24 protein-coding genes are annotated in these 24,799 nt (G+C 61.9%); 18 read left to right on the plus strand and 6 right to left on the minus strand.

Translation table 11 applies throughout. From position 1 onward, the window contains the following. Positions 1-89: 89 nt before the first annotated feature. Positions 90-1,346: a tyrosine--tRNA ligase gene (tyrS, locus tag J3O30_RS12210; RefSeq protein ID WP_207580604.1), complete on the plus strand. Its 1,257-nt coding sequence runs from the start codon at positions 90-92 to the stop codon at positions 1,344-1,346. A gap of 81 nt (positions 1,347-1,427) precedes the next feature. On the opposite strand, the gene J3O30_RS12215 is transcribed toward tyrS, so the two are convergent. After that, entirely contained in the window at positions 1,428-1,712 is a 285-nt protein-coding gene (locus J3O30_RS12215; protein WP_207580605.1) for a hypothetical protein, read from the minus strand. A 199-nt stretch (positions 1,713-1,911) separates the two neighbouring features. Between J3O30_RS12215 and J3O30_RS12220 the strand changes: the two genes are divergently transcribed. Further along, positions 1,912-3,573: an alpha-amylase family protein gene (locus tag J3O30_RS12220; RefSeq protein WP_207580606.1), complete on the plus strand. Its 1,662-nt coding sequence runs from the start codon at positions 1,912-1,914 to the stop codon at positions 3,571-3,573. A 114-nt stretch (positions 3,574-3,687) separates the two neighbouring features. On the opposite strand, the gene J3O30_RS12225 is transcribed toward J3O30_RS12220, so the two are convergent. Next, positions 3,688-7,089, minus strand: coding sequence for an AsmA-like C-terminal domain-containing protein (locus J3O30_RS12225; protein ID WP_207580607.1), 3,402 nt, complete (start codon positions 7,087-7,089; stop codon positions 3,688-3,690). 125 nt (positions 7,090-7,214) lie between these two features. On the opposite strand from J3O30_RS12225, the gene J3O30_RS12230 reads away from it, so the two are divergent. The 5 genes from J3O30_RS12230 to J3O30_RS12250 all read left to right on the plus strand — a co-directional run bounded on the left by J3O30_RS12230 (position 7,215) and on the right by J3O30_RS12250 (position 12,070). Next, the gene (locus tag J3O30_RS12230) at positions 7,215-7,688 is read left to right on the plus strand and encodes a peroxiredoxin (protein WP_207580608.1); all 474 of its coding nucleotides are present in this window, start codon (positions 7,215-7,217) and stop codon (positions 7,686-7,688) included. Further along, positions 7,685-8,512, plus strand: coding sequence for a ferritin-like domain-containing protein (locus J3O30_RS12235; protein ID WP_207580609.1), 828 nt, complete (start codon positions 7,685-7,687; stop codon positions 8,510-8,512). The genes J3O30_RS12230 and J3O30_RS12235 overlap by 4 nt, the downstream gene beginning before the upstream one ends. 106 nt (positions 8,513-8,618) lie before the next feature. Further along, positions 8,619-9,938 carry a peptidoglycan DD-metalloendopeptidase family protein gene (locus J3O30_RS12240; RefSeq protein WP_207580610.1) on the plus strand — a complete coding sequence of 440 codons (1,320 nt, stop codon included), beginning with the start codon at positions 8,619-8,621 and terminating at the stop codon, positions 9,936-9,938. Positions 9,939-10,095: 157 nt separating this feature from the next. Continuing rightward, the gene (locus J3O30_RS12245; protein ID WP_207580611.1) at positions 10,096-11,613 is read left to right on the plus strand and encodes a DEAD/DEAH box helicase; all 1,518 of its coding nucleotides are present in this window, start codon (positions 10,096-10,098) and stop codon (positions 11,611-11,613) included. A gap of 7 nt (positions 11,614-11,620) precedes the next feature. Then, entirely contained in the window at positions 11,621-12,070 is a 450-nt protein-coding gene (locus tag J3O30_RS12250) for an NUDIX domain-containing protein (RefSeq protein WP_207580612.1), read from the plus strand. On the opposite strand, the gene J3O30_RS12255 is transcribed toward J3O30_RS12250, so the two are convergent. Together J3O30_RS12255 and J3O30_RS12260 are read right to left on the minus strand one after the other, a co-directional pair. Next, complete coding sequence (locus J3O30_RS12255; protein WP_164014291.1) at positions 12,040-12,360, minus strand: TfoX/Sxy family protein; 321 nt, start codon at positions 12,358-12,360, stop codon at positions 12,040-12,042. The two genes, J3O30_RS12250 and J3O30_RS12255, sit on opposite strands and share 31 nt — an antisense overlap. Positions 12,361-12,384: 24 nt before the next feature. Next, positions 12,385-12,879, minus strand: a complete 495-nt coding sequence (locus J3O30_RS12260) for a flavin reductase (RefSeq protein ID WP_207580613.1) — start codon at positions 12,877-12,879, stop codon at positions 12,385-12,387. 179 nt (positions 12,880-13,058) lie between these two features. Between J3O30_RS12260 and J3O30_RS12265 the strand changes: the two genes are divergently transcribed. The 5 genes from J3O30_RS12265 (at position 13,059) to purB (ending at position 17,539) form a co-directional block, all read left to right on the plus strand. Next, positions 13,059-14,141: an ABC transporter substrate-binding protein gene (locus tag J3O30_RS12265; RefSeq protein WP_207580614.1), complete on the plus strand. Its 1,083-nt coding sequence runs from the start codon at positions 13,059-13,061 to the stop codon at positions 14,139-14,141. 67 nt (positions 14,142-14,208) lie between these two features. Beyond that, complete coding sequence (gene rpe / locus J3O30_RS12270; RefSeq protein WP_207580615.1) at positions 14,209-14,886, plus strand: ribulose-phosphate 3-epimerase; 678 nt, start codon at positions 14,209-14,211, stop codon at positions 14,884-14,886. Further along, positions 14,883-15,608, plus strand: coding sequence for a DUF2259 domain-containing protein (locus tag J3O30_RS12275; RefSeq protein ID WP_207580616.1), 726 nt, complete (start codon positions 14,883-14,885; stop codon positions 15,606-15,608). Before rpe ends, J3O30_RS12275 begins: the two co-directional genes overlap by 4 nt. A gap of 64 nt (positions 15,609-15,672) precedes the next feature. Further along, positions 15,673-16,158 (plus strand): hypothetical protein, encoded by a 486-nt coding sequence (locus J3O30_RS12280; protein ID WP_207580617.1) that lies wholly within the window; start codon positions 15,673-15,675, stop codon positions 16,156-16,158. 73 nt (positions 16,159-16,231) lie between these two features. After that, a complete protein-coding gene (purB, locus tag J3O30_RS12285; protein WP_207580618.1) occupies positions 16,232-17,539 on the plus strand; it encodes an adenylosuccinate lyase in 1,308 nt (435 codons plus the stop codon). Between the two features lie 77 nt (positions 17,540-17,616). Here purB and J3O30_RS12290 read toward each other — a convergent pair whose 3' ends face one another. After that, the gene (locus tag J3O30_RS12290) at positions 17,617-18,096 is read right to left on the minus strand and encodes a low affinity iron permease family protein (protein WP_207580619.1); all 480 of its coding nucleotides are present in this window, start codon (positions 18,094-18,096) and stop codon (positions 17,617-17,619) included. A 127-nt stretch (positions 18,097-18,223) separates the two neighbouring features. Continuing rightward, positions 18,224-19,027 (minus strand): DUF2189 domain-containing protein, encoded by an 804-nt coding sequence (locus J3O30_RS12295; RefSeq protein WP_207580620.1) that lies wholly within the window; start codon positions 19,025-19,027, stop codon positions 18,224-18,226. Positions 19,028-19,204: 177 nt separating this feature from the next. On the opposite strand from J3O30_RS12295, the gene J3O30_RS12300 reads away from it, so the two are divergent. The 6 genes from J3O30_RS12300 to purQ all read left to right on the plus strand — a co-directional run bounded on the left by J3O30_RS12300 (position 19,205) and on the right by purQ (position 24,715). After that, positions 19,205-19,759 (plus strand): alpha/beta hydrolase, encoded by a 555-nt coding sequence (locus J3O30_RS12300; RefSeq protein ID WP_207580621.1) that lies wholly within the window; start codon positions 19,205-19,207, stop codon positions 19,757-19,759. Between the two features lie 96 nt (positions 19,760-19,855). Next, positions 19,856-22,153: an EAL domain-containing protein gene (locus tag J3O30_RS12305; RefSeq protein WP_207580622.1), complete on the plus strand. Its 2,298-nt coding sequence runs from the start codon at positions 19,856-19,858 to the stop codon at positions 22,151-22,153. A 272-nt stretch (positions 22,154-22,425) separates the two neighbouring features. Beyond that, a complete protein-coding gene (purC, locus tag J3O30_RS12310) occupies positions 22,426-23,190 on the plus strand; it encodes a phosphoribosylaminoimidazolesuccinocarboxamide synthase (protein ID WP_003540062.1) in 765 nt (254 codons plus the stop codon). Between the two features lie 15 nt (positions 23,191-23,205). After that, positions 23,206-23,448, plus strand: coding sequence for a phosphoribosylformylglycinamidine synthase subunit PurS (gene purS / locus J3O30_RS12315; RefSeq protein ID WP_207580623.1), 243 nt, complete (start codon positions 23,206-23,208; stop codon positions 23,446-23,448). Between the two features lie 44 nt (positions 23,449-23,492). Next, positions 23,493-24,047, plus strand: a complete 555-nt coding sequence (locus tag J3O30_RS12320) for an RNA 2'-phosphotransferase (protein ID WP_207580624.1) — start codon at positions 23,493-23,495, stop codon at positions 24,045-24,047. Then, the gene (purQ, locus tag J3O30_RS12325) at positions 24,044-24,715 is read left to right on the plus strand and encodes a phosphoribosylformylglycinamidine synthase subunit PurQ (protein ID WP_207580625.1); all 672 of its coding nucleotides are present in this window, start codon (positions 24,044-24,046) and stop codon (positions 24,713-24,715) included. The genes J3O30_RS12320 and purQ overlap by 4 nt, the downstream gene beginning before the upstream one ends. Positions 24,716-24,799: the final 84 nt, after the last annotated feature.

Genomic DNA, 24,799 nt, shown 5'->3' on the forward strand with positions numbered 1-24,799 from the left:
AACAGTGCTAAACGCGCCGCGATAGATCAACAACAACGAACTTGCGTGAAGCCATATGGGTCAAACGCAGACACCAAGAGACGAAAGCCATGTCCGAGTTCAAGTCCGATTTCCTCCGCACGCTGAAAGAGCGCGGCTTCATTCATCAGGTCTCCGATGAACGCGGCCTCGACGACCTGTTCGCCAAGGAAACCGTGACGGCTTATATTGGCTTCGATCCGACGGCGCCCAGCCTGCACGCCGGCTCGCTGATCCAGATCATGATGCTGCATTGGATGCAGAAGACCGGTCATCGGGCCATTTCGCTAATGGGCGGCGGCACCGGTATGGTCGGCGACCCCTCCTTCAAGGAAGAGGCGCGCCAGCTCATGACCGTGGATACGATCGAAGGCAACATCGCCTCGATCAAGCGCGCCTTCTCCAATTATCTGAATTACGGCGACGGTCCGAAGGACGCGCTGATGATCAACAATGCCGAATGGCTGCGCTCGCTGAACTACCTCGAATTCCTGCGCGATGTCGGCAAGCACTTCTCCGTCAATCGCATGCTGTCCTTCGACAGCGTGAAGACGCGCCTTGACCGCGAACAGTCGCTGTCCTTCCTGGAATTCAACTACATGATCCTCCAGGCCTACGACTTCGTCGAGATCGCCAAGCGCTATGGCTGCCGTCTGCAGATGGGCGGTTCGGATCAGTGGGGTAATATCGTCAACGGTATCGATCTCGGTCACCGCATGGGGACACCGCAGCTTTATGCACTGACATCGCCGCTGCTGACGACGTCGTCGGGCGCCAAGATGGGCAAGTCGGCGACGGGCGCTATCTGGCTGAACGCCGACATGCTCTCGGCCTACGATTTCTGGCAGTACTGGCGCAACACCGAGGACGCCGACGTCTCGCGCTTCCTGAAGCTCTACACGACGCTGCCGATGGATGAAATCGCCCGTCTCTCGGCGCTCGGCGGTTCGGAGATCAACGAGGTCAAGAAGATCCTCGCGACTGAGGTAACGGCGATCCTGCACGGCCGAGAATTCGCCGATCAGGCCGCCGAAACGGCGCGCAAGACCTTCGAGGAAGGCCGCGTCGCCGAAAACCTGCCTTCGGTCGACATCCCTGGCACCGAACTCGACGGCGGCATCGGCCTGCTGTCGCTGATGGTCCGCGCTGGTCTTGCCGGCTCGAATGGCGAGGCTCGCCGTCACATCCAGGGCGGCGCGGTGCGCATCAACGACGAGGCCGTCAGCGACGAGCGCCGGCTGATCGGCAGCAACGAAATCACCGCCGACGGCGTCATCAAGCTCTCGCTCGGCAAAAAGAAGCACATCCTGATCCGCCGCGCGGCGTAAGCGGCTTCAATTGCGAACAAATCAAAGCCGGCGCTCGCGCCGGCTTTTTCTTTGCCCAACTCATGCGTTGGCGCGCACCCCTCACTCAACTCCGGGCCGAGATGCCGCGTCCGTTCGTTCGGCCTCCCGGAAGACATAGGGTGGTGGATTGACGTCTGGCGCGTGCGTCACGCGGGACCACCAGCTGATCGAGAAGATCGGCGGTGTCACCGTCGCATCGAGAGGAACCGCCAGTACATGGGCGGAACGGATGAGCTCCGGCGGTTTCAGCCGCTCGCTCTTCTCTGCAGAGTATGACGCATGGTGGCCGGCTGCAGCAGCGGCCACCGCGACCGATAGGAACGAGACTGTCCGAGCGCACTGCATGGCATCCTCCGACATTGCGCCGACCGTTTTGCGGGCCGGGATTCACATTACATCAGAGTTACCTAAAATAGGCAAAGCATCAATGTCGGACTTGTCAGTATAAGTCGGAATTAGCGAACAAGCCGCACGACAATCAGCGCTTTATCGGAACCTTTTCCGCCCGCCGGGATTTGCGACCAGATTGGATTGGAGCGCCGGCATGATCAACGACCTCTGGTATAAAAACGCCGTCATCTACTGCCTGTCGGTCGAGACCTTCATGGATGCAAACGGTGACGGCGTCGGCGATTTTCAGGGGCTGATGCGGCGCCTCGACTATCTCTCCGGCCTCGGCGTGACGGCAATCTGGCTGATGCCCTTCCAGGCTTCACCCGGTCGCGACGACGGTTACGACGTCTCGGATTATTACAATGTCGACCCACGCTACGGCACGCTCGGCGACTTCGTCGAATTCACCCACGGCGCCAAGCAGCGCGGTATCCGCGTGTTGATCGATCTGGTGATCAATCACACATCCAAGGATCATCCCTGGTTCCAGGAGGCCAGGAGCGATCCGCAGTCACGCTATCGCGATTGGTACGTCTGGTCTGAGAAAAAGCCGGCGAATGCCGATCAGGGCATGGTCTTCCCCGGCGTCCAGAAGACCACATGGACCCATGACGAGAAGGCCAAGGCCTATTATTTCCACCGTTTCTACGATCATCAGCCCGATCTCAACACGTCCAATCCCGAGGTGCAGGCCGAAATCCTCAAGATCATGGGCTTCTGGATCCAGCTCGGCGTCTCCGGCTTTCGGATGGATGCCGCCCCCTTCATCATCGCTAGGAAAGGCGCCGATGTCAGCAAGCCGGTCGAGCAGTTCGACATGTTGAGAAAATTTCGCGAATTCCTGCAGTGGCGGCTCGGCGATTCCATCATCCTCGCCGAAGCCAACATCCTGCCGAAGGACAATTTCGAATATTTCGGCGACGATGGCGACCGCATGCAGATGATGTTCAATTTCCAGGTCAATCAGGCGCTGTTTTATGCTCTTGCCAGCGCCGATACGCGACCGCTAAAGAAGGCGATGGAGACGACGAAACCGCGCCCGGCAACCGCGCAATGGGGCCTGTTTCTCCGCAACCACGACGAACTGGATCTCGGCCGGCTGTCGGAAAAGCAGCGCGACGCCGTCTTTGCCGCCTTCGGGCCTGAAAAGGACATGCAGCTCTATAACAGGGGCATTCGCCGTCGCCTGGCGCCGATGCTCGGCGGCGACCGCCACAGGATCGAGATGGCCTACAGCCTGCTGTTTTCGCTGCCCGGAACGCCGGTCATCCGTTACGGCGACGAGATCGGCATGGGCGACGATCTCGCTCTGCCAGAACGCAATTGCGCCCGCACGCCGATGCAGTGGTCGACCGAACCGGAAGGCGGTTTCACCAAAAGTCGAAAGCCTGTCTCGCCTGTCATCAAGGACGGCCCCTACGGCTTCCAGCATGTCAACGTCGCCGAGCAGCGGCGCGATGCCAATTCATTGCTGAACTGGACCGAACGAATGATCCGGATGCGCAAGGAAGCTCCTGAGATCGGCTGGGGCGATTTCGCTGTGGTCGACACCGGAAACGACGGCGTGCTAGCGCTTCGTTACGACTGGCGCGGCAATTCCGTGTTGATCCTGCACAATCTGCATGCGCAGCCGGCAGAAGTCACCTTCGATCCGGACAGAGGCAAAGACGGGCGACAGTTGATCGATATCGCCGACGGCGCGAGCAGCGAAGCGGACGAGAAAGGCTGCCACACCGTCGTGCTCGACGCCTATGGCTATCGCTGGTACCGCGTCGGTGGCCTCGACTATCTCCTCAGGCGCAAGGAAATTTAATGCATGTCGACCAGAAGTGTGCAGCGGTTCCCGGAAAACGACATGCATAAAAACAAAGAACTAAAGCGCGCCGCATGATTCAAATTTGATGCGACGCGCTTTAGGTTCCGCGCCCTACTGGAATTCGAAGATCTGCCGGAAGACACCCGGTGCGATGATCGACAGCGGGTTGATCTGCAGGTTTGGCTGGTCGAACTTGCCGGTGAGCTTGAAGGTGATGCCGATCAGGCCGCGGTCGCTGCCGTTGCCGAGGATGACGCCGATCAGCGGCAGTTCGGCAAACAGCCGGTTTAGGCCGTAGGCCGGCATGAAGGTGCCGGTCATGTCCATATTGCCCTTGCGGTCGCGCACCACGCCCTGGAAGGTCGCGCCGATCTGGTCGCCGCGCAGCACGCCATTCTCGATGCCGACCATGCCATCGCGCGAGACGACGCGGGCAAAGCCGCGCTGAAAGCGTTGCGACGAGGTATCGATCTCGCGCTTGACGGCTTCGTTGAGGCTGCGCTGCTCGTTGCCGACAGGCGTCGAGACGATCGAGCGCAGCCGTTGTTCGTTGACGATCGAGAACCGGCGCACGTCGAGCGAACCGTCCCAGCCGCCCTGTGCCGAAAGCCTGATTGCCAGATTGAGCAGGCCGCCCTGCATGTGCTTGTAGAGATCGGCAAAACGCGAGACCGCGCCGGCATCGCCGCTGGTGATGTTGATGACGCCACCGTCCTTCATCTGGCTGACCACGGCTTCACCGCTGTCGGTAACGGCGGAAAAGTTCAGCGCTTGCAGCTTGTCGCCGCGAAGTGACACCTGCGCCTGGAAATTGCCGATCTTCTCATCGTTGAAGCCGATGACGTTTTTCAGCCTGGCGCGCACCGATACGCCGGTGTCGCCGGCATCCCCGTCACCATCGCCATCGCCCGAGCCCGATTTCAGCCGCGCGATAACTGGCCGCGCATCGGCGCTGTCGCCGGAGACCGAGACGTCGAAATTGCCCTTGCTGCGCTTCACCGACAGGGCGAAATCGTCCAGCGAGGAGAGTTTGACGCTGTCGAAATCGGCTGAGATCAGCCCATTTTTGCCGACGTTCATCGATCCGTTGGCGCCGAAACCGTCGCCCTTCAGCCGGAAGTTCTTGATCTGGGTATTGTCGGCCGGGCCGGAGGTTTCGAATTCGGCCGAAGCTGCAATGCCGCTGCCCTTCGACCAGCCGATCCACGGCAGGTCGAGTTGCGACCGGGTAAGCTCGAGCTGAACGTCCTGCCGGTCGTCGTCGATCCGCGTCAGCACCATCTTCACGCTGCCGCCGACGATTCCGGAAAGGCCGGGGATCAGCTTGTTGCGCTGCTCCTCGGAAAGCGTCGCGGTGATCACCCGCTGCCGCTTCGCACTGTCGGATGCCTCGACCGGTTCGGTAAGATCGATATCGGCGGGGACGCCATCGATCTGGGCCTTGGCGTCGAGCGTGATCTGTTTCGGATTGCCGTTCAGCGTACCGTTGAGATTGCTGATCGTGCGGCCGGAAAACGGCTTGCCAAGATCGACATCGGTGAGCTTCATGGCCGCCGTCCATTCGGCCGGCGGCGGGTTCTGCGAGGCGAGCAGGCCGAAATGCGCCTTCACGTTCGCCTCGATCCGCCCCTTGAAATCGTCGGGCGTAAAGCCGGCGCGCTGCAGCACCCGGATCGGTCTGTAGGTCAGAAGCTCGCCGACGGCATCCGCTGCCCCGGAGACCGTAAGATCGATATCCGCCATCAGCGGCTTGTCGTAGGTGGCGGGCATGATGAAGGTTCCCTGCCCGAGACCGACGGATCGGCCGGAGGGGAAAAACGACGTGCCGCTTTTGATCGCGATCGTCGCAACCGGGCCGGCCAGGTCGAAATGGGCCGAGGTGTCACGGATCGGCGGAATGTCGCCGGCAACGTTCATCCGCGCTCCCGTGATGTCGAAGCCGATGCGGATCTGGTTGGCGTCGAGCTTCAACCCCTTGCCGCCGGCTGCCTCGTCCAGCCTGCCGAAGGGAATGAAAACGGAGATGGCAGCGTTGGTGACGGTGCCGCCGAAGAGGTTGCCCTGTACCCAGGTGCGCACCTTGGGCGCCATCCAGAATGGCCACATTTGCTTGATCGCCGTCGTCTGCAGTTGTGCCGACTGGCCGGCAAAGCTGATCTCCGGCGATTTGCCCCCGAGCTTGACGTGCAGTGCCCCGTAAAGCGCGCCGAGCGAGCTGGAGACGGCCATATTGGGAAACTGGAATTCCCGCCCGGCGACAAGGTAGCGCCCGGTCGCCTGGATATCGAAAGAGAGCGGCTGCTCGCCGGAGCCGCTGGGGGCTGCCATGCCGCCGCTGACCAGCAGATCGATGCCGAAGCCCTTGCCGGCCTGCGGGTCGAGCTTGTCGAGATCGATCAGCGCGCCGTTGATCGGAAGCGTGGTCGCGCCGAACCGGGCATTCGACCGGGCGATCTCGAGCGTCTGCTTGGCGAAATCATAGACGAGGTTGATCTGCCCGCCCGATAGCTCCTGCGGATCGCCATCCGCATAGATCAGGCCGGGATCGATGTCGATCGTCGCCGCAAGCGCCGGCTCCACGCCATCGCGCCCCCTGGTGGCCGACACCGTCAGGTCGGCAAACGCGCTGAGCCCCTGCCGGATCACGCCTTGATCGTTGCGTTTGAGCGAAAAGGGCGTGAGGTCGGCATGCCTGAGCGTCGCCACCACCTTCGATACGTGGCCGTCTTCCTTCTCGGCCAGTACATCGAGCTTCGCCACCTCGCCGTTCAGCGCCACCTCGCCGCTCAATTGCAGCGAGGATGGGCCGGCATGGGCAAAGACGAGGTTGTCGACGACCAGCGACAGTGGGCCGTTGGCGGTATCGGCAAGCTTGATAGTTATGCCGGAGATCCGTACCGAATTGGTTGAGCCCCGGGTCACGACGCTGTCGAACATGTCGAATTGCGAGAAGATCTTCTCCGTCGCCGCCGGCATGGCGTCGATGCGCAGATCGTCGAGCGTCAGAGGATTGCCGGAGGGCAAAAGCGCGGTATCGAGCGCGATATCCTCCGCTTCGATGTCGGTGACGGCGATGCGGCCGCGGAAAAGCTGCAGCGGATCGAGCCCCAGGCGCACCGAACCCGTCGTCGACAGGTGCTGGCCGCTCTGCTCGTCGATCATGTTGACGTTGCGCGCTTCCAGCGCCAGCCGGAAATCCGAGGTGAAACGGATGACGGTGGAGCCGACCTCGGCGTGGTAACGCGGTCCGGCCACGCCGTTCAACGCCGCCTGCGCCTGCTGCGACAGCGGCTTGTCGAACATGCCGCTCTCGACGGTAAAGACGATCGCCGCGAGAACAAGGAGGATCAGGCCCAGAAATCCCGCGGTCAGCTTCGCTGTCCGGCGCATCGGCGAACGCGGCGGCGGGCAATGGACGATGATCGGATCCTCGGCCTGAGCGGACGGCAAGCGGTCCAGCGCAACGATATCCTTCTTGCGAAACGTGACCTTTTCGCCGCGGATGGCTGACATGCGCCTTCGGGCTCTCCCTTTAAATGAAGAATTGAACCCGGCCATGCTGGACGGGTTTCCGTCCACTATATAATTCGGGGAGAGAAAGTGTCATCCACAAACCCGGCAAAAGAAAGGTTTTCCCAATGGCGGTTCCAGGCATCGGCGCCACGGCTCCTGATTTCAACCTTCCCCGCGACGGCGGCGGCCGCGTCTCGCTGGCCGAATTCCAGGGCAGGCCACTCGTCCTGTTCTTCTATCCCAAGGACGATACGACAGGCTGCACCGCCGAATCACTGGCCTTCACCGCGCTGGCAGGCGAGTTCGAGGCAGCGGGTGTGGCCGTCATCGGCATGTCGCCCGATTCGGCCGCCTGCCATGACAAATTCGTCAGGAAACACCGTCTTTCGGTGGCGCTTGCCTCGGACGAGGAAAAGACCACGTTGCAGGCCTATGGCGTCTGGAAGGAAAAGAGCATGTACGGCCGCAATTTCATGGGCGTCGAGCGCACCACTTTCCTCATCCGCCAGGACGGCACGATCGCCACCATCTGGCAGAAGGTGAAGGTGCAGGGCCATGCCGAAACCGTGCTCGAGGCGGTGCGGAATCTGGCCGCGTGACCGGAGATCTTGCGATAACGTCGCTGCGCGGCGGCGCAATCGATGCCATCTGCTCCGCCGATCTCGACCGCAAGACGGCGCTGGCGCAGGAAAGCGCCACCCGCTGGTTTGCCCGCCGGGTGTCGTTGCGCTCGCCGCTCGATGCCGCTTTGCCGGACAGGCCCGGCCGTCCTGACAGACCGCTGCTGACGCCGCCGACCCAGGTGGAAAAGCGCTCGCTGCATACGTTGAAAGGCCGGATCGCCCTGCTGCATGCCATCGCCCACATCGAGCTCAATGCCGTCGATCTGGCGCTCGATATCGTCGCGCGATTCGCAACCGAGCAGGTGCCGAACTCCTTTTTCGACGGCTGGATGCAGGTTGCCTTCGAGGAGGCGAAGCATTTCCGCATGGTGCGCGCCCGCCTCAACGATCTCGGCGCCGATTATGGCGATCTGCCCGCCCATGACGGGCTCTGGCAGGCCGCCCATTCGACGCGCAACGATCTGACGGCAAGGCTCGCCGTCGTGCCGCTGATTCTCGAAGCCCGCGGCCTCGACGTCACGCCGTCGCTGCAGGCAAAGATGCGCCAGACCGGCGATCTCGAAAGTGCCGCGGTCCTCGACGTCATCTACAACGACGAGAAAGGCCACGTCGCCGTCGGCGCCAAATGGTTCCGCTTCCTATGCGCCCGGGAGAAGCGCGACCCGGCAAAAGCCTTCCAGGAGCTGGTGCGCGCCAATTTCCGCGGACCGTTGAAGCCGCCCTTCAACGATCTTGCCCGCGCCGAGGCCGGCCTGACGCCATCCTTCTACCGCGCGCTCGCATCGATCAGCCACGCCTGAAATAGCTGGTATTTCTGGCGCGGGCGGCGACAAAGAAAGCATTCGTTAACCATAAGAGTGTCTAATTTTCCGAAAGAGGCGTAGCGCATCAATCGGGAGAGCCTGCGTGGACAGCGGACATCAGCACCGGGTATTCGGCAGGCGGGCGCAGGAGCATATCCTGATCCTCGCAAGCGGCGATAAGGTCCGCCACATGACGGTCCGGCCGTGGATGGCAGCCCTTGCTGTCTGCCTCGTCGGCGCCTTTTCGATCGGCTATCTCCTCGCCACCTCCTATCTCGTGCTGCGCGACGATCTGATCGGCGCCACCATGGCGCGGCAAGCCCGCATGCAGCACGATTATGAAGACCGCATCGCCGCCCTTCGCGCGCAAGTCGACCGCATCACCTCCCGGCAGCTCCTCGACCAGCAGGTGGTCGAGGACAAGGTCGACAAGCTGATGGAGCAGCAGATGGCGCTGACCTCGCGCCATGGCAAGCTCGACAATCTGCTCGACCGGGCGGAAAGCTCCGGCCTGACGGAAAAGGACGGCGCTCTCGCTGCCCCCTCTTCGCCCGTTCAGTCCTATGCCCCTGATATCAAGGACAAGCGCGCTTCGCTGACCGGTGGCGGCATCCAGGCGATCGAGAAACAGCTGGCGAGCGGCGCCCCCGCCGATGCGACACCCGACAATTCCACGCTTGCCTATGTGCCGGCCGCCGAGACGGTCGGCGACCGTGCCGACCGCATCTTCTCCAACGTGACGCTGTCGCTGAAGGGTGTCGAACAGGACCAGCGCAACCGCGTCGAGCAGCTGACGAGCGACGCCGGCAATGCCGCCAATGTCATCGGCACCGTGCTGACCCGCTTCAAGATTCCGGTGCCGGAGGAGACTGCGGCGAGGCAAGACGACGATGCCGTCGGCGGCCCCTATGTCGAGCCTGAAAGCAACGACGACTTCAACAATTCGCTGGCAGCGCTCGACGGCGCGCTGACCCGGCTGGAGTCCGTGCGCAGCACCGCCGAATCCCTGCCCTTCCGCAATCCCGCGCTCGGCAAGGACGTGACCAGCCCGTTCGGCAATCGCCGCGACCCTTTCCTCGGCCGGCTCGCGCTGCATTCCGGCATCGATTTCCGCTTCACGCCGGGCGAGAAGATCCGCCCGTCGGCGCCTGGCAAGGTCATCGCCGCCGGCTGGACCGGCGGTTACGGCAACATGGTCGAAGTCGATCACGGCAACGGCATATCGACGCGATACGGCCATATGTCGCAAGTGCTGGTCAAGGTCGGCGACACGGTCGACCGCAATGACGTCATCGGCCTTGCCGGCAGCACCGGCCGCTCGACGGGAACGCATCTGCACTATGAGGTGCGCCAGGACGGCCACGCGGTCGATCCAGTATATTTCATGAATGCCGGCCTTAAACTCGCCACCTATATCAAGTAACAGCCGTGAGGTAACCATCGCTTCACTCTGTACCGGGTGCGGCCTCTCTAATTCTTGACTTGCCGGCCATTCGGGGCTATGTCGCGCTGCATTGCGGCACGCAATCCCGCCGACTCGTTCAGAGCTCGGCCGAACCGAAACGGAAACAGTTTTCCCTTTGACGACATTCGCTGACCTTGGCTTGAGCCAAAAAGTGCTATCCGCTGTTACCGACGCGGGCTACACGATCCCCACGCCTATTCAGGCGGGAGCCATTCCCTTTGCGCTCGAGCGCCGCGATATTTGCGGCATCGCGCAGACGGGCACTGGCAAGACGGCATCCTTCGTTCTGCCGATGCTGTCGCTTCTGGAAAAGGGGCGCGCCCGCGCCCGCATGCCCCGTACGCTGATTCTCGAGCCGACGCGCGAACTCGCCGCCCAGGTCGCCGAGAATTTTGAAAAATACGGCAAGAACCACCGTCTCAACGTCGCCCTGCTGATCGGCGGCGTTTCCTTCGAGGACCAGGATCGCAAGCTCGAGCGCGGCGCCGACGTGCTGATTTGCACGCCAGGCCGCCTGCTCGACCATTTCGAGCGCGGCAAGCTTTTGATGAGCGGCGTCGAGATCCTCGTCATCGACGAGGCCGACCGCATGCTCGACATGGGCTTCATCCCCGATATCGAGCGCATCGCCAAGATGATCCCATTCACCCGCCAGACGCTGTTTTTCTCGGCAACCATGCCGTCGGAGATCCAGAAGCTTGCCGACCGCTTCCTGCAAAATCCCGAGCGCATCGAAGTGGCAAAGCCGGCGTCGGCCGCAGAGACCGTGACGCAGCGCTTCGTCGCCTCGCACGGTAAGGACTACGAGAAGCGCGCGGTTCTGCGCGAACTCGTCCGCGCCCAGACCGAACTCAAGAACGCCATCGTCTTCTGCAACCGCAAGAAGGATGTTGCCGATCTCTTCCGGTCGCTGGAGCGCCACGGCTTCTCCGTCGGTGCCCTGCATGGGGATATGGATCAGCGCTCCCGCACGATGACGCTGCAGAGCTTCCGTGACGGCAATCTCCAGCTGCTGGTTGCCTCCGACGTCGCCGCCCGCGGCCTCGACATTCCCGATGTCAGCCACGTCTTCAATTTCGACGTGCCGATCCACTCCGAGGATTACGTCCACCGCATCGGCCGCACCGGCCGTGCCGGCCGCTCGGGTGCCTCCTTCACGCTCGTCACCAAGCGCGACACCAAATTCGTCGATGCGATCGAAAAGCTGATCGGCCAAAAGGTCGAGTGGCTGAGCGGCGATGTGAATTCCTTGCCGCCGGCAGAAGAAAGCGCCGAAAGCGAGCGCCCGCGGCGCAACAGCCGCGAGCGTGGCGCAAAGAGTGAACGGGGTGAGAGGGATCGTGGGCGCGGACGCGGCAATCGCAGCGCCTCGGTTCATAAATCTGATAACGACATCCAGGATAATGGCGTAGACGTGATCCAAGCAGCACCAGTAAAGGCCGACATCGTGAAGAACGAGCGCAAAGCAGAGCAGAAGCCGCAAAACAATGCGCGCAACAGCCGGCCTTATCCGGCAAACGATGACAGCCGCGACCGCCGCCGCCATCGCGACCACGACGACGGCCCGACCCCGGTCGGCTTCGGCGACGATATCCCGGCCTTCATGCTGATCGCCGGCAGCGCCAAGATCTGAACGTCCAATGGGTAAGCCCGGTCTCGATTTTCCGGGCTTCGGCGTCGGCCTGGTGATTCTGCGCGACGCCAAGGTACTCCTGTATAAACGCCTGCGTCCACCGGAAGCCGGCTATTGGAATATCGTCGGCGGCAAGGTCGACCACATGGAGCCGGCCGAGCAGGCTGCGCGCCGCGAGGCCGAGGAAGAAACCGGCCTCAAGATCGGTCGGATCGAGAAAATCGGCATGACCGAACAGATCATCGATACCGACCGCCAGCACTGGATTTCGCTTCTCTATCTCGCCTGCGACGTCGAAGGCGAGCCGCAACTGACGGAACCGGACAAGCTTTCGGATTTCGGCTGGTTTCCCCTGACTGATTTACCCTCGCCGTTGTCGGCCTTCACCAAGGCTGCGATCGCAGCGCTGCCCTCAGCCGAACGCGGTCAGCTATCGGCGCGCAGCGACGCCTCATAGGCAAGCCGCACCCATTTCGCCATCAGATCGGGATCGTCGTAAGCCTCGTCGGGGATCGACCAGTAGGGCATCTTCACCGGCTTGCCCTTCTTGCCCTCGTAGCTCCACTGCGTGGCGCCGGCGGCGGCAAATTCAGGGGCGCTCGTCTCGTCGGCCTTCAGCAACATCTCGTCCCGCACTTCGAGCGCGATGATGCGCCCGAGATGATAGATGCCCTTGCCGCCGAACATGCGCTTGACCGTGACGGGACCGAGCCCCTGAAACATTTCCTCGATGCCGGCAGTGTCCATTCTAATCCCTCGAGATCCTGAAAATCACAGCGCGTGATAATCCCGGTTCATATAGACGAGCGCCGCGTGCTTTTCGCTGAAGCGCACGGCCGCGACCTCGCCGAAGATGACATTGTGCGTCGGCATTTCCTTGATGTCGGTCACCCGGCAATCGAAGGCTGCGAGCGCATCGGCGAGCACAGGCGCGCCGGTGACCAGCGTCTCAAAACGAGCGCTGGCGAAACGCTCGCTATCGGCAAGCGACGTCCGTCCGGAAAAGGCGTCGGCAACGCCCTGATGATGAGCGCCGAGCGTGTTCAGCACGAAGACGCCGCTACGGAAAAAGATCTCGTTCTTCGGATTGGTGTTGTTGAGGCAGATCAGCACCGAGGCTGGATTGTCCGAGACCGAGCAGGCGGCGGTGATGGTGACGCCGCGGCGCAACTCGCCCATCGCCGTCGTCACGAGTTGCACATGGCCGGCATAACGGCTCATGGCGTCTCGATAAAGACCGGGGTCGATATGCTGCCTGTTCAACACCTGCTTCTCCCGTGCTTTTCTGCATGGATCGACTTGTTATCGCGCCAATATGGCGAGCATCAGTTACCTTTTCTACAATAGGACCGGTGAAAAGCACTGCTTCACGCTTGTTTTTCTTTGACGATCGCGGCCTTGCGGATAAAAGGGCATGGACGATGGCTTAGGGATCTCCGCCTTTCATGATCAACCTGCGTGGCATAGCAGCCTTTCTGGCGCTGCTGGGAGCGGCGGCGCAAGGCCATGCGGCCGGCGTGACGATCGGCGTCGTCGCCCCTCAAAACGGCCCGCTCGCTTTGCTCGGCGCCCAGATTGCCGCCGGCGCCGGTTTCGAGATCCAGCAGTCCGGCAATACCCTCGTCGCCATCAACGAGACCTGCGAGGACAATAGTGGCGCTGCGATTGCCGATGCGCTGGTTGCAGCCAAGGTGCAGGTCGCGGTCGGCTTTCTCTGTAGCGAGACGCTGGAAGGCGCGCTGCCGAAGCTGAAGGACGCCAACATTCCTGCGATGACCGTCTCGGCGCGCTCCCGCATCCTGATGGAGGATGCGCTGAAAAACGGCTGGCCGCTGTTTCGCCTGGCGCCCGCCGATGGCGCCGAAGCCGCAAAGATCAACGAAGTGATCCTGAAGGACTGGGCCGCAGATCCGATCGCACTGATCGAGGACGGCACCATCCATGGCCGCGAACTGACGGAAGCGGTGCGCAATGCGCTGGAGCAGAACGGCCTGAAGCCGGTCTTTACCGATACCTACCGGCCAGGACAGGAGCAGCAGATCGCTCTCGTGCGCCGCCTGAAACGGGCCGGTGCGAGCAGGGTTTTCATCGGCGGCGATCGCAACGATGTCGCCATCATCGCCCGCGACGCCAAGGCGGAAAACATCCCGCTGTCCATTCTCGGCGGCGATGCCACGCGCGCCGCCGACCAGCCGCTGCCGCTCAATGCCGGCGTACGCGCCGTCGCCCTGCCCGAATACGCCGCTCTGCCGGAAGGCACGGCTGCAGCCGACGCGCTGCGTACCAAAGGCATCGAGCCGGAAGGCTATGTCCTGCCGTCGCTGGCAGCGGCACTGATTGCCGGCCAGGCCGCGGAAGCCGCCGCTGCGGCCGGCAAGCCTTTCCAGGAGGCACTGATGGGCACTACATTCCAGACGCCGGTCGGCGCCATCGTCTTCACCGCCGCGCATGAACTTTCGCAAAACCCGTACCGCCTGCTCGAATGGCGGGGCAACGGCTTTTTTCCACCGGCCGCGCCGCCGCAATGAGCAGCGGCGCACCAGCCTTGAATTCGGGCGCCACGGTCAAATGGCGGCCCATACGGAGTGAGATCTGATGACGCTGCCCATTCGCATTGCCCCCTCGATCCTCGCGGCGGATTTCGCCAGGCTCGGCGAGGAGGTGCGCAACGTCACGGCCGCCGGCGCCGACTGGATCCATCTCGACGTGATGGACGGGCATTTCGTGCCGAACATCTCCTTCGGCGCCGATGTCATCAAGTCGCTACGCTCTTATACCTCAGCCACCTTCGACTGCCATCTGATGATCTCGCCGGTCGACGACTATCTCGAAGCCTTCGCCAAGGCCGGCTGCGACCGGATTACCGTCCATGCCGAAGCCGGGCCGCATCTGCACCGCTCGCTGCAGACCATCCGCAATCTCGGCAAGAAGGTCGGGGTGACGATCAATCCGGCAACCCCGCTCAGCGCCATCGAAAACGTGCTCGACGATGTCGACCTCATCCTGATCATGTCGGTCAATCCCGGCTTTGGCGGGCAGAAGTTCATTCCGGCAATGGCTGCCAAGATCGCGGCGGCGAAGTCACTGATCGGTGATCGGCCGATCGAACTCGAGGTCGATGGCGGCGTCACGATGGAAACGGCGCCGGCGATCGCCCGCGCCGGCGGCAACGTCCTGGTCGCCGGCTCGGCAATTTTCAAGGGCGGTACGGTCGAGAACTATCGCCGGACCGTCGCCGATCTGCGTCAGGCAGCCGAAGGGGCACGAACATGACAAAGAGTCTGATCATCGGTGGCCTGTTTGCCGCCGCATTGGCCGGCCTGCCCGGCCTGTCCCTTGCCGGCGACATCGCCAATATCCAGCCGATCGGCTTTTCCGCCGACGGCAAGGTCTTCGGATTTCAGGAATTCGGCATCGAGGAGAGTGGCGGCGTCCCCTACTCCAACACCTATTTCGTCGATACCAACAGCGGCCAGTATCTCGAGGGCACGCCCTTCCACACCGAGATGACCGACAAGGACGCCAATCTTTCCAAGGCGCGGCGGCAGAACCTGACGGCGGCGCGCAGCCAGATGGACAAATACGATCTGCTCACCAATCCCGGCCTGATCGCCGCCTTCAATCCGCCGACCGAACTCGGTTCTCCCTCGAAGACCATCCGCTACACGACGCTTGCGACCGACGGCCCGCCGAAATCGCCCTATACGCTTTCGCTCGGTGAGATGCCGGTGCCGACGCCGAAGGGTTGCGCGGCTGTCGACAAGCGGGTCCTCGGCTTCAGCCTGCAGATGATCGAGAAGCAAGGCGCTCCGAACCGCCAGGCGGCGCGGCAGGCGACCGCGGTTCCGGCCGATCGCGCCTGTTCGGTCGAATACCGGATCGGCGGCGCGATGGTCTATCAGCCGGAGGCCGGAAACCAGGTTCACATCGCCCTTATCCTGGCCTTCGACGCCGACAGGAACGGACGCTGGATCGCCGTTCCGGTTCATCCCTGAGCCCGGAGATCGCCCAAGGATGGATGGCTCGAGCCCGGATCGCCCCAGGACAGATCGCCCGAGGATGGATCGTCTAAGAGCTGCACGGCCGCCCTACCCCGATCTGATAGCCGGCGCATTGTTTTGGGGCACGCAGATGCTCGCCTCCGCCATGCTCGGCCTTTACCTCCGCAACGGCCTGCAGACGAGCCGGCTTGCCGAGGTCGCCGTGCTCTATTTCGCCGGCGGTCTGTTCGCCTGGCCCTTCGCCCTGCCGGTCGCCCGCTTCTTCGCCTATGACAGGCCGCCGGAAACGCGTTTTGCCGCCTTCTTCGCGACGCTGACCGCGGTGACGATCGCAATGACCGCCTTCCTCTTCGCCATGGAATACCGGCTCTTCTATTCGCGCTGGCACGCGCCCTTCGGCAGTTTCGTCTGGGCTTTTCAGTTCGTCTTCACCAGCGTCAGCGCCGTCTACCAGTTCCTGGTGATCGGTCTTCGCCTTTTCCTGCCGCTCGGCCTCGTCTGCCTTGTCGCCAGCAGCTATCATCTTGCCAAACGCATGCGTTGAGATTGCCGCCCGTCTTTGCTACACGAGCGCTAACCTCGATGAAGCAAACCTCTTGAAGTGAAGGCAGCCGCCCATGATCCCGCGTTATTCCCGCCCCGAAATGGTCGCCATCTGGTCTCCCGAAACCAAGTTCCGCATCTGGTTCGAGATCGAAGCGCATGCCTGCGACGCGCTGGCCGAACTCGGCGTCATCCCCCAATCGGCGGCAAAAACGATCTGGGAAAAAGGCGGTGCGGCAACCTTCGATGTCGACCGCATCGACGAGATCGAGGCCGTCACCAAGCATGACGTTATCGCCTTCCTGACCCATCTTGCCGAGATCGTCGGCCCGGATGCACGCTTCGTCCACCAGGGCATGACCTCATCCGACGTGCTCGACACCTGCTTCAACGTCCAGTTGGTTCGCGCCACCGATATCCTCATCGCCGACATCGACCGGCTGCTCGAGGCGCTCAAAACCCGCGCCTTCGAACACAAGGACACCGTCACCATCGGCCGGTCGCACGGCATTCACGCCGAGCCCACCACCTTCGGCGTCAAGCTGGCGCTCGCCTATGCCGAATTCGAGCGCTGCCGCCAGCGCCTCGTCGCCGCCCGCGAGGAAGTCGCGACCTGCGCCATCTCGGGCGCCGTCGGCACCTTCGCCAATATCGATCCGCGCGTCGAGGAACATGTCGCCGAGGCGCTTGGCCTGAAGGCGGAGCCGGTCTCGACCCAGGTCATCCCGCGCGACCGCCACGCCATGTATTTCGCCACCCTCGGCGTCGTTGCCTCCTCCATCGAGCGCCTGGCGACCGAAATCCGCCACCTGCAGCGCACCGAAGTGCTGGAAGTGGAAGAATATTTCTCGCCCGGCCAGAAGGGCTCCTCGGCCATGCCGCACAAGCGCAATCCGGTGCTGACCGAAAACCTCACCGGCCTCGCCCGCATGGTCCGCTCCTACGCCATGCCGGCCATGGAAAACGTCGCCCTCTGGCACGAGCGCGATATATCCCACTCCTCGGTCGAACGCATGATCGGCCCGGATGCGACCGTCACTCTCGACTTCGCCCTCTCGCGTCTCGCCGGCGTCATCGAAAAGCTGCTGGTCTACCCCGAGAACATGGAGAAGAACCTCAACAAATTCCGCGGCCTCGTCCACTCCCAACGCGTCCTCCTGGCTCTGACCCAAGCCGGCGCCTCCCGCGAGGACGCCTACCGCCTGGTGCAGCGCAACGCCATGAAGGTCTGGGAACAGGGCAAGGATTTTTTGGAGGAGCTGCTCGCCGATGGTGAGGTGCGCGCTGCTCTCTCAGAAGAAGATATCCGGGAGAAGTTCGATCTCGGCTACCATACCAAACATGTGGACACGATCTTTCGCCGTGTGTTTGGGAACGCATGAGCGACTAACCGCAATGATACGGCGGCGCCCTTGCAGGCGCCGTCCTAGGGCGTCTGAAACACGTGCGATTGTGGTGATTAATTTTTCTCAAGCGGCCGTTGTTTCTGCTTCGCCGGCTTGGCTGAGGCTCGTCGCTTACGCAGCACCTCCTTTTTCGGCACCACCACATTGGCGGCCTCCGATATCCGGCAAGCCTCCGTCTCGCCCCTGCCCTTGGCCGCCTTGGCGACCAGCTCGTCGAGACGCTTCAGCTCCTCCTCGTCGAGATTTTCGATGCCGATGAAGCGATTTTCCGCATGGCTGGTCAGGATGATTTCGTTGAGTTTGGCCTGGATCGCCCTTGTGTCGCGCGTCTGGGCGTTCTGCAACACGAAAACCATCAGGAAGGTGATGATCGTCGTGCCGGTGTTGATGACCAGCTGCCAGGTTTCCGAATAATCGAAGAAGGGGCCGAGTGCCGCCCAGATCACGACGGCGATGAGCGCCAGGATGAAGATGACGGGTTTGCCCGCCCATTCCGATATCTTGGTTGCGAAGCGGGCGAACAGATGCTGCATCGTCACCTCCGAAATCCTCCCACAAGCCGGTCACACACAACGCGGCGAGAGGTCTCGAGGTTCCGGGAACGGGCGAAGCTTTGAATTCCGGGGATCACGATAATTCGAGATCCCCGGAAACCTTCGATTACACGCCTTCGCGCGCAATCAGCTTGCGATAAAGATGCCAGGTCGCATGGCCAAGGATCGGAATAACCAGCGCCAGTCCGGCAAAGACCGGGATCGTGCCGATCACGAGCAGTGCCGCAACGATCAGGCCCCAGAGCAGCACCGGCACCGGATTGGCAATCGTCGCCCGGATCGAGGCGAGGACGGCGGCCACCGCTCCGACATCGCGGTCGAGCAACAGCGGAAAGGTAATCACGGATATCGACAGCACGACGAGCGCAAAGACGAAGCCGATCAGATTGCCCCAGATGATCAGCTGCATGCCCTCGGCCGTGCCGAAGACCTGGCGGAAGAAATCCGCCATGCTGCGCGGAAACACTTCACCGAGCAGGTTGCTGTAGAGCGTCTGCGCCGTCACCAGCCAGACGACGAAAAGCGCACAAAGCATCAGCCCGACTGCGACGATCGACGGCAGCGCTGGCGAATGGCGTACGTCGAGCGCATGTGTCCATGACGTGTCGAGGCCGGCCTCGCGCCGGCGGCTGATCTCGTAAAGGCCGATCGCTGCGATCGGGCCGATCAGCACGAAACCTGCCATCAGCGGAAAGACCATCGGCAAAAGATTGGCGCCCGATGACCAGAGCGTCAGGAAGACGCCGGCAATCGGGTACATCAGGCACAGGAACACATAATGCGACGGTTTCTCCATGAAATCGTCGTACCCGCGCTTCAGCGCGTCGAAGACGTCGGCGATACTGATGCGATTGACAACGGGCCGCGCTAAGCTTTCGCCTGCACCCGTCATGACATGAAATGCCGCCATGGCTTTCTCCTCCTCAGCCGAGACCTGGTCGGCGGCGGACACGCAATCGGCGGGCAAGCCGACACGAAATCCGCAACCGGCACTGGAGCAATATAGCAAACCAAAACGCCCGTGTCGCTCTCTCCCTTCACGTCCCCTCTTGACATCTTGGCCGAGCTTTCTCACATCGGCGGCACTATGAAAGCCTCAGACGCAGATATCCTCATCATTCCCGGCTACACCAACTCAGGGCCGAGCCACTGGCAGAGCCGCTGGGAGGCAAAGCTCAGCACGGCGCGGCGCGTCGAACAGGCCGAATGGACAAAGCCCGTCCGCGAGGACTGGATCGCCCGTATCGCCGAGGAAGTGAACGCCTCGACCCGTCCGGTCATCCTCGTTGCCCATTCGCTCGGCGTGGCCTCGGCGATCCACGCCATCCCGCATTTCCGCAAGCCGGTGGCGGGCGCCTTCCTCGTCGCCCCACCCGATGTCGCCAATCCCGACATCCGCCCGAAGCACCTGATGACCTTCGGCCCCTACCCGCGTGATCCGCTGCCCTTCCCGTCGATCACGGTGGCGAGCCGCAACGATCCGTTCGGCAGCTACGAACATGCCGACGATATCGCCGGCAGCTGGGGCTCCTTCATCGTCGATGCCGGCGAGGCAGGCCATATCAATGCCGATTCCGGTCACGGCCCCTGGCCCGAGGGCACGATGGTCTTCGCCCAGTTCCTAAGCAAGCTCTCCGCCTGATTGAGAAAAACAGGCTGCCCCGCTAGTTGCGCAAGTGCTTTCTAAGTCTTTCTTAATGGAATGACAGCAGACTGCACCGAGGTGAATTAAGCGAGAATGCCTGTGAAGAAAGCCCATCCAGAGGCCGATGATCCGCATAACGAGGCCTTAGCGGCCGAGGCAGGCGTCGGCAACGGGGCAGACGATGATTCCGACCTAGCGGAGCGGGAGAGCCGGTGGAACCATGCGCTCGTCGGCTCCGGCCTTGGCGTATGGGATCACAACTACCGTCTTGATCGCAAATATTACTCGCAGACGTGGAAGACCATGCGCGGCATGGCGCCCGACGAGGAAGCCGCTGGCGATTACGACACCTGGCTGCAGCTCGTCCATCCCGATGACCGCGATTTCGTCATCCACGCCATCGACCGGCAAAACGCCGGCGACCCGGATTACCAGATCTTCGAATATCGCGAGCGCCACAGGGACGGTCACTGGATGTGGATCGACTGCCGCGGCGCCTGCGTCGAATGGAACGAGAGCGGCGTACCGTCGCGGATCGTCGGCACCGATACCGATATCACCGCCCGCAAGGAGGCCGAGGAGACGCTGTCGCGTTTGTCGCGCCGGCTCGATCTGGCGCTGGAGATTTCCCGCATCGGCGTCTTCGAGGCGGATATCGAGAATGAGACCGTCGAATGGGATGAGCGTCTCATCGCCATATACGGGCTGCAGGGCGCCCCACGCCAAATCGCCAGCGACGCCTGGGCGAAAAGCCTGCATCCCGACGACCGCGAGCGCGTGCTGGGCTTGTCCGACCGCAGCGTCGAAAGCGGAAGTGACTTCCAGCAGGAATACCGCATCATTCGCGGCGACGGCGCCGAACGCGTTATCCGCGCCCGCTCGGCCTTCTTCGTCGACGGCAACGGCCACCGCAAGCTGATCGGCGCCAATTGGGACGTCACCGGGGAGGTCGCGCTCCGAAACGAGTTGCAGCGCGCCAAGGATCTGGCCGAGGCCCGCAACCGCGAACTCGAAGCCGCCAAGGAGAGCATCGAGCACCTGGCGCTGCACGATTATCTCACCAGCCTGCCGAACCGCCGTTATCTCGACAAGATGCTGGACGAACGCTCCGCCGAATGCCGGGCCAAGGGCCTGGCGCTGGCGATCCTGCATATCGATCTCGACCGCTTCAAGCAGATCAACGACACGCTCGGCCACCGGGCCGGCGACGCCATGCTGCGGCATGCCGCAACCGTACTCAGAAATTCCGTCCGTGCCGCCGATTTCGTCGCCCGCATCGGCGGCGACGAATTCGTCATCCTCTGCATCGTCGATCCCGCATCCAAGAAGATCGGCGGCCTTGCCGAACGTGTCATCCGCGAATTGCGCAAACCCGTCCGATATGAGGGGCACGACTGCCGCTTCGGCGCCAGCATCGGCATCGCCATCGACAGCGGACCGACACTCGACGCCAAGCAGATGCTGCTCGATGCCGATATCGCGCTCTATCGTGCCAAGGGCCTGGGCCGCAATCGCTTCGAATTTTTCTCGGCTGCTGCCCGCCGCGACATCATCTCCGCCAAGCACCTCGCCGACGAGATCCTGATCGGCCTCGAGCGCAATGAATTCGTGCCCTTCTATCAGCTGCAGTTCGATGCCCGCACGCTGGATGTCGCAGGCGTCGAAACACTTGCCCGCTGGCAGCATCCGGTGCATGGGCTGCTGACGCCCGACCGCTTCCTCGATATCGCTGAAGACCTCGACGTCGTCTCGACCATCGACGCCCTGATCCTGGAGCGCGCCATGGCCGATCGCCGCGTCTGGATCAAGGACGGGCTGTCGGTTCCGAAAATATCGGTCAACGTTTCGGCCAGACGGCTCGCCGATCCCGATCTCGGTAAGAAACTCCGCGCCCTGAAAATCCAGCCCGGCACGTTCGCCTTCGAATTGCTGGAATCGATCTCGCTCGACGATTGCGACGAGGCGGTGGCCGCCAACCTGAAAAAGCTGCGCAAGCTCGGCATCGACATCCAGATCGATGATTTCGGCACCGGCCATGCCTCGATCGTCAGCCTGCTGCGCTTGAGCCCGAAGACATTGAAGATCGACCGCGAGCTGATCCGCATGCTGCCGCAATCGGCCGAGCAGCGCAAACTCGTCGGCTCGATCATCGACATCGGTCGCTCGCTGAACATCCTCGTCATCGCCGAGGGTGTCGAGACGGCCGATCATATCCGCATTCTCGAAGAACTCGACTGCGACACGCTGCAGGGTTATGCGCTTGCCCGGCCAATGCCGGCCATGCAGATCCCTTCCTTCATCCGTGCCGGAAGCTGGCGTCACGGGCAAATCGCCGCGCGCGCCCTGCAGACGCAGCTTCGTCACGCACTGCCAAGCAGAGCCGCCAAATAAAGACCTGCATAAACCTCCCGCCATTTCGCCGTCATTTCACCGTATGGGAAAAGGCGGTAGACTCGTCTTGCGAATTCATTCGATTCTCTTGGCGGTATTTCGTAAAATCCGGAAGCCGGAACCACGAAATCCGGAAACCGGGGCCAGAAATCCCGAAACCGGCGAAGGAGGGACAGGCGGATTGTGAAACACACTCTTTTCCTTTAAGGGGACGCCACGAGATCGATCCACTCGCGCTATCCCAAGAGCGCCAACAATAGAGAATGACCACGATGAACCGTCGCCGCCGTATCTACGAGGGCAAGGCAAAGATCTTGTATGAGGGCCCGGAACCGGGCACTTTGATCCAGTTCTTCAAGGACGATGCCACCGCCTTCAACAAGAAGAAACACGAAGTCATCGATGGCAAGGGCGTCCTCAATAACCGCATCTGCGAATATATCTTCAGCCATCTGAACAAGATCGGCATCCCTACTCATTTCATCCGCCGGCTCAACATGCGCGAGCAGCTGATCAAGGAAGTAGAGATGATCCCGCTGGAGATCGTCGTGCGCAACGTCGCCGCCGGTTCGCTCGCCAAGCGCCTCGGGATCGATGAAGGCGTGGTACTGCCGCGCTCGATCATCGAATTCTATTACAAATCAGACGCGCTTGACGATCCGATGGTCTCCGAAGAGCACATCACCGCCTTCGGCTGGGCCAATCCGGCCGAGCTCGACGACATCATGGCGTTGGCCATCCGCGTCAACGACTTCATGACCGGCCTCTTCCTCGGCGTCGGCATCCAGCTCGTCGACTTCAAGATCGAATGCGGCCGCCTCTTCGAAGGCGATATGATGCGCATCATCCTTGCCGACGAAATCTCGCCGGACAGCTGCCGGCTCTGGGATATCGAGACCCACGAGAAGATGGATAAGGATCGTTTCCGCCGCGATCTCGGCGGGCTGCTCGAAGCCTATTCCGAAGTTGCCCGCCGTCTCGGCATCATCAATGAAAACGAGCCTGTGCGCGGCACCGGCCCGGTTCTGGTCAAGTAAGGCAGGGAAGACAAAGTGATCAAGGCTCGTGTCACCGTCACGCTGAAAAACGGCGTTCTCGATCCGCAGGGGAAGGCAATCGAAGGCGCGCTTGGTGCCCTCGGCTTCTCGGGCGTCGGCCATGTAAGACAGGGCAAGGTCTTCGACCTGGAGCTGGAAAGCGCCGACAAGGCCAAGGCAGAGGCCGACCTCAAGGCCATGTGCGAAAAACTGCTCGCCAACACGGTAATCGAGAACTACGCGATCGCGATCGACTGACGATCACAGACCCGTGGTCCGGCGGACTTTGAGGATTTGGCGTCATGACGAAAACAAAGCTGGAGACGGAAGTCTCGAAATTTATGAGCTATGTTTTGCGTCATGCGCCTGATGCCGCGGGTTTGACGCTCGATGCCGAAGGCTGGGTGTCGCTCGATGCGCTCGAAAAAGCGGTGGCATCGAAATACGATGTTTCCCGCGCCGATATTGTCGAGATCGTCGAAAACAATCCGAAGAAGCGCTTCACCCTCGCCGATAACAGAATTCGCGCCAATCAGGGTCATAGCGTCGAGGTCGATCTCGCCTTGAACCCGGTGGAACCGCCCGCAGCACTTTATCATGGCACGTCTCTGACGAACTGGCAGGCGATCGAGCGCGAAGGCTTGAAGAAGATGCAGCGGCACCACGTTCATCTGTCGGCGGATGTCGAAACCGCGAAAATCGTCGCAATGCGCCGCAAGGGTGAGTATGTCATCCTGCGTGTGGACGCGGCCCGCATGTTTTCAGAAGGCCATTCTTTCTTTGTCTCCGACAATGGGGTATGGCTCGCCGAAAGCGTTCCAGTTCAATATCTTTCGCCAGACGCGGGGACCCCATGAAATCAGCCGTCGTTCAACTTCCGGGCCTCAACCGCGACCGCGATATGATCGCCGCCTTGACCAAGATTTCCGGGAAGCCCCCGGTGACGATCTGGCAGACGGAGACTGAGATCCCCGATGTCGACCTGATCGTTATCCCCGGCGGCTTCTCCTATGGCGATTACCTGCGCTGCGGCGCTATCGCGGCCCGCATGCCGGTCATGCAGGCAATCATCGACAAGGCGGCAAAGGGCGTGAAGGTGCTCGGCGTCTGCAACGGCTTCCAGATCCTCGTCGAGGCCGGCCTGCTGCCTGGCGCGCTGATGCGCAATGCCTCGCTGAAATTCGTCTGCCGCGAGATCAAACTCGAAGTCGTCAATGCCGAGACGGATTTCACCCGTGCTTACGCGCAAGGCCAGGTCATCCGCTGCCCGGTCGCTCATCACGACGGTAATTACTTCGCCGACGAAGCAACGCTGGCTCAGATCGAAGGCAATGGTCAGGTGGTCTTCCGTTATGCCGAGGGCACCAATCCGAATGGCTCGATCAGCGACATCGCCGCGGTCATGAACGAAAAGGGCAACGTTCTCGGCATGATGCCGCATCCCGAGAACCTGATCGAAGCCGCCCATGGCGGTTCGGACGGCCGCGGCCTCTTCGCCTCGGCGCTCGACGTCATCGCCGCCTGATCTACAGCGCCGCGCCTCTTTTCAGATACGCGAACATCGCTGTGGCACTTTGAATTCAAAATCCTTTTATCCGGATCCGGAGCA

It is taken from the genome of Rhizobium sp. NZLR1, from assembly GCF_017357385.1.
Classification (GTDB): domain Bacteria; phylum Pseudomonadota; class Alphaproteobacteria; order Rhizobiales; family Rhizobiaceae; genus Rhizobium.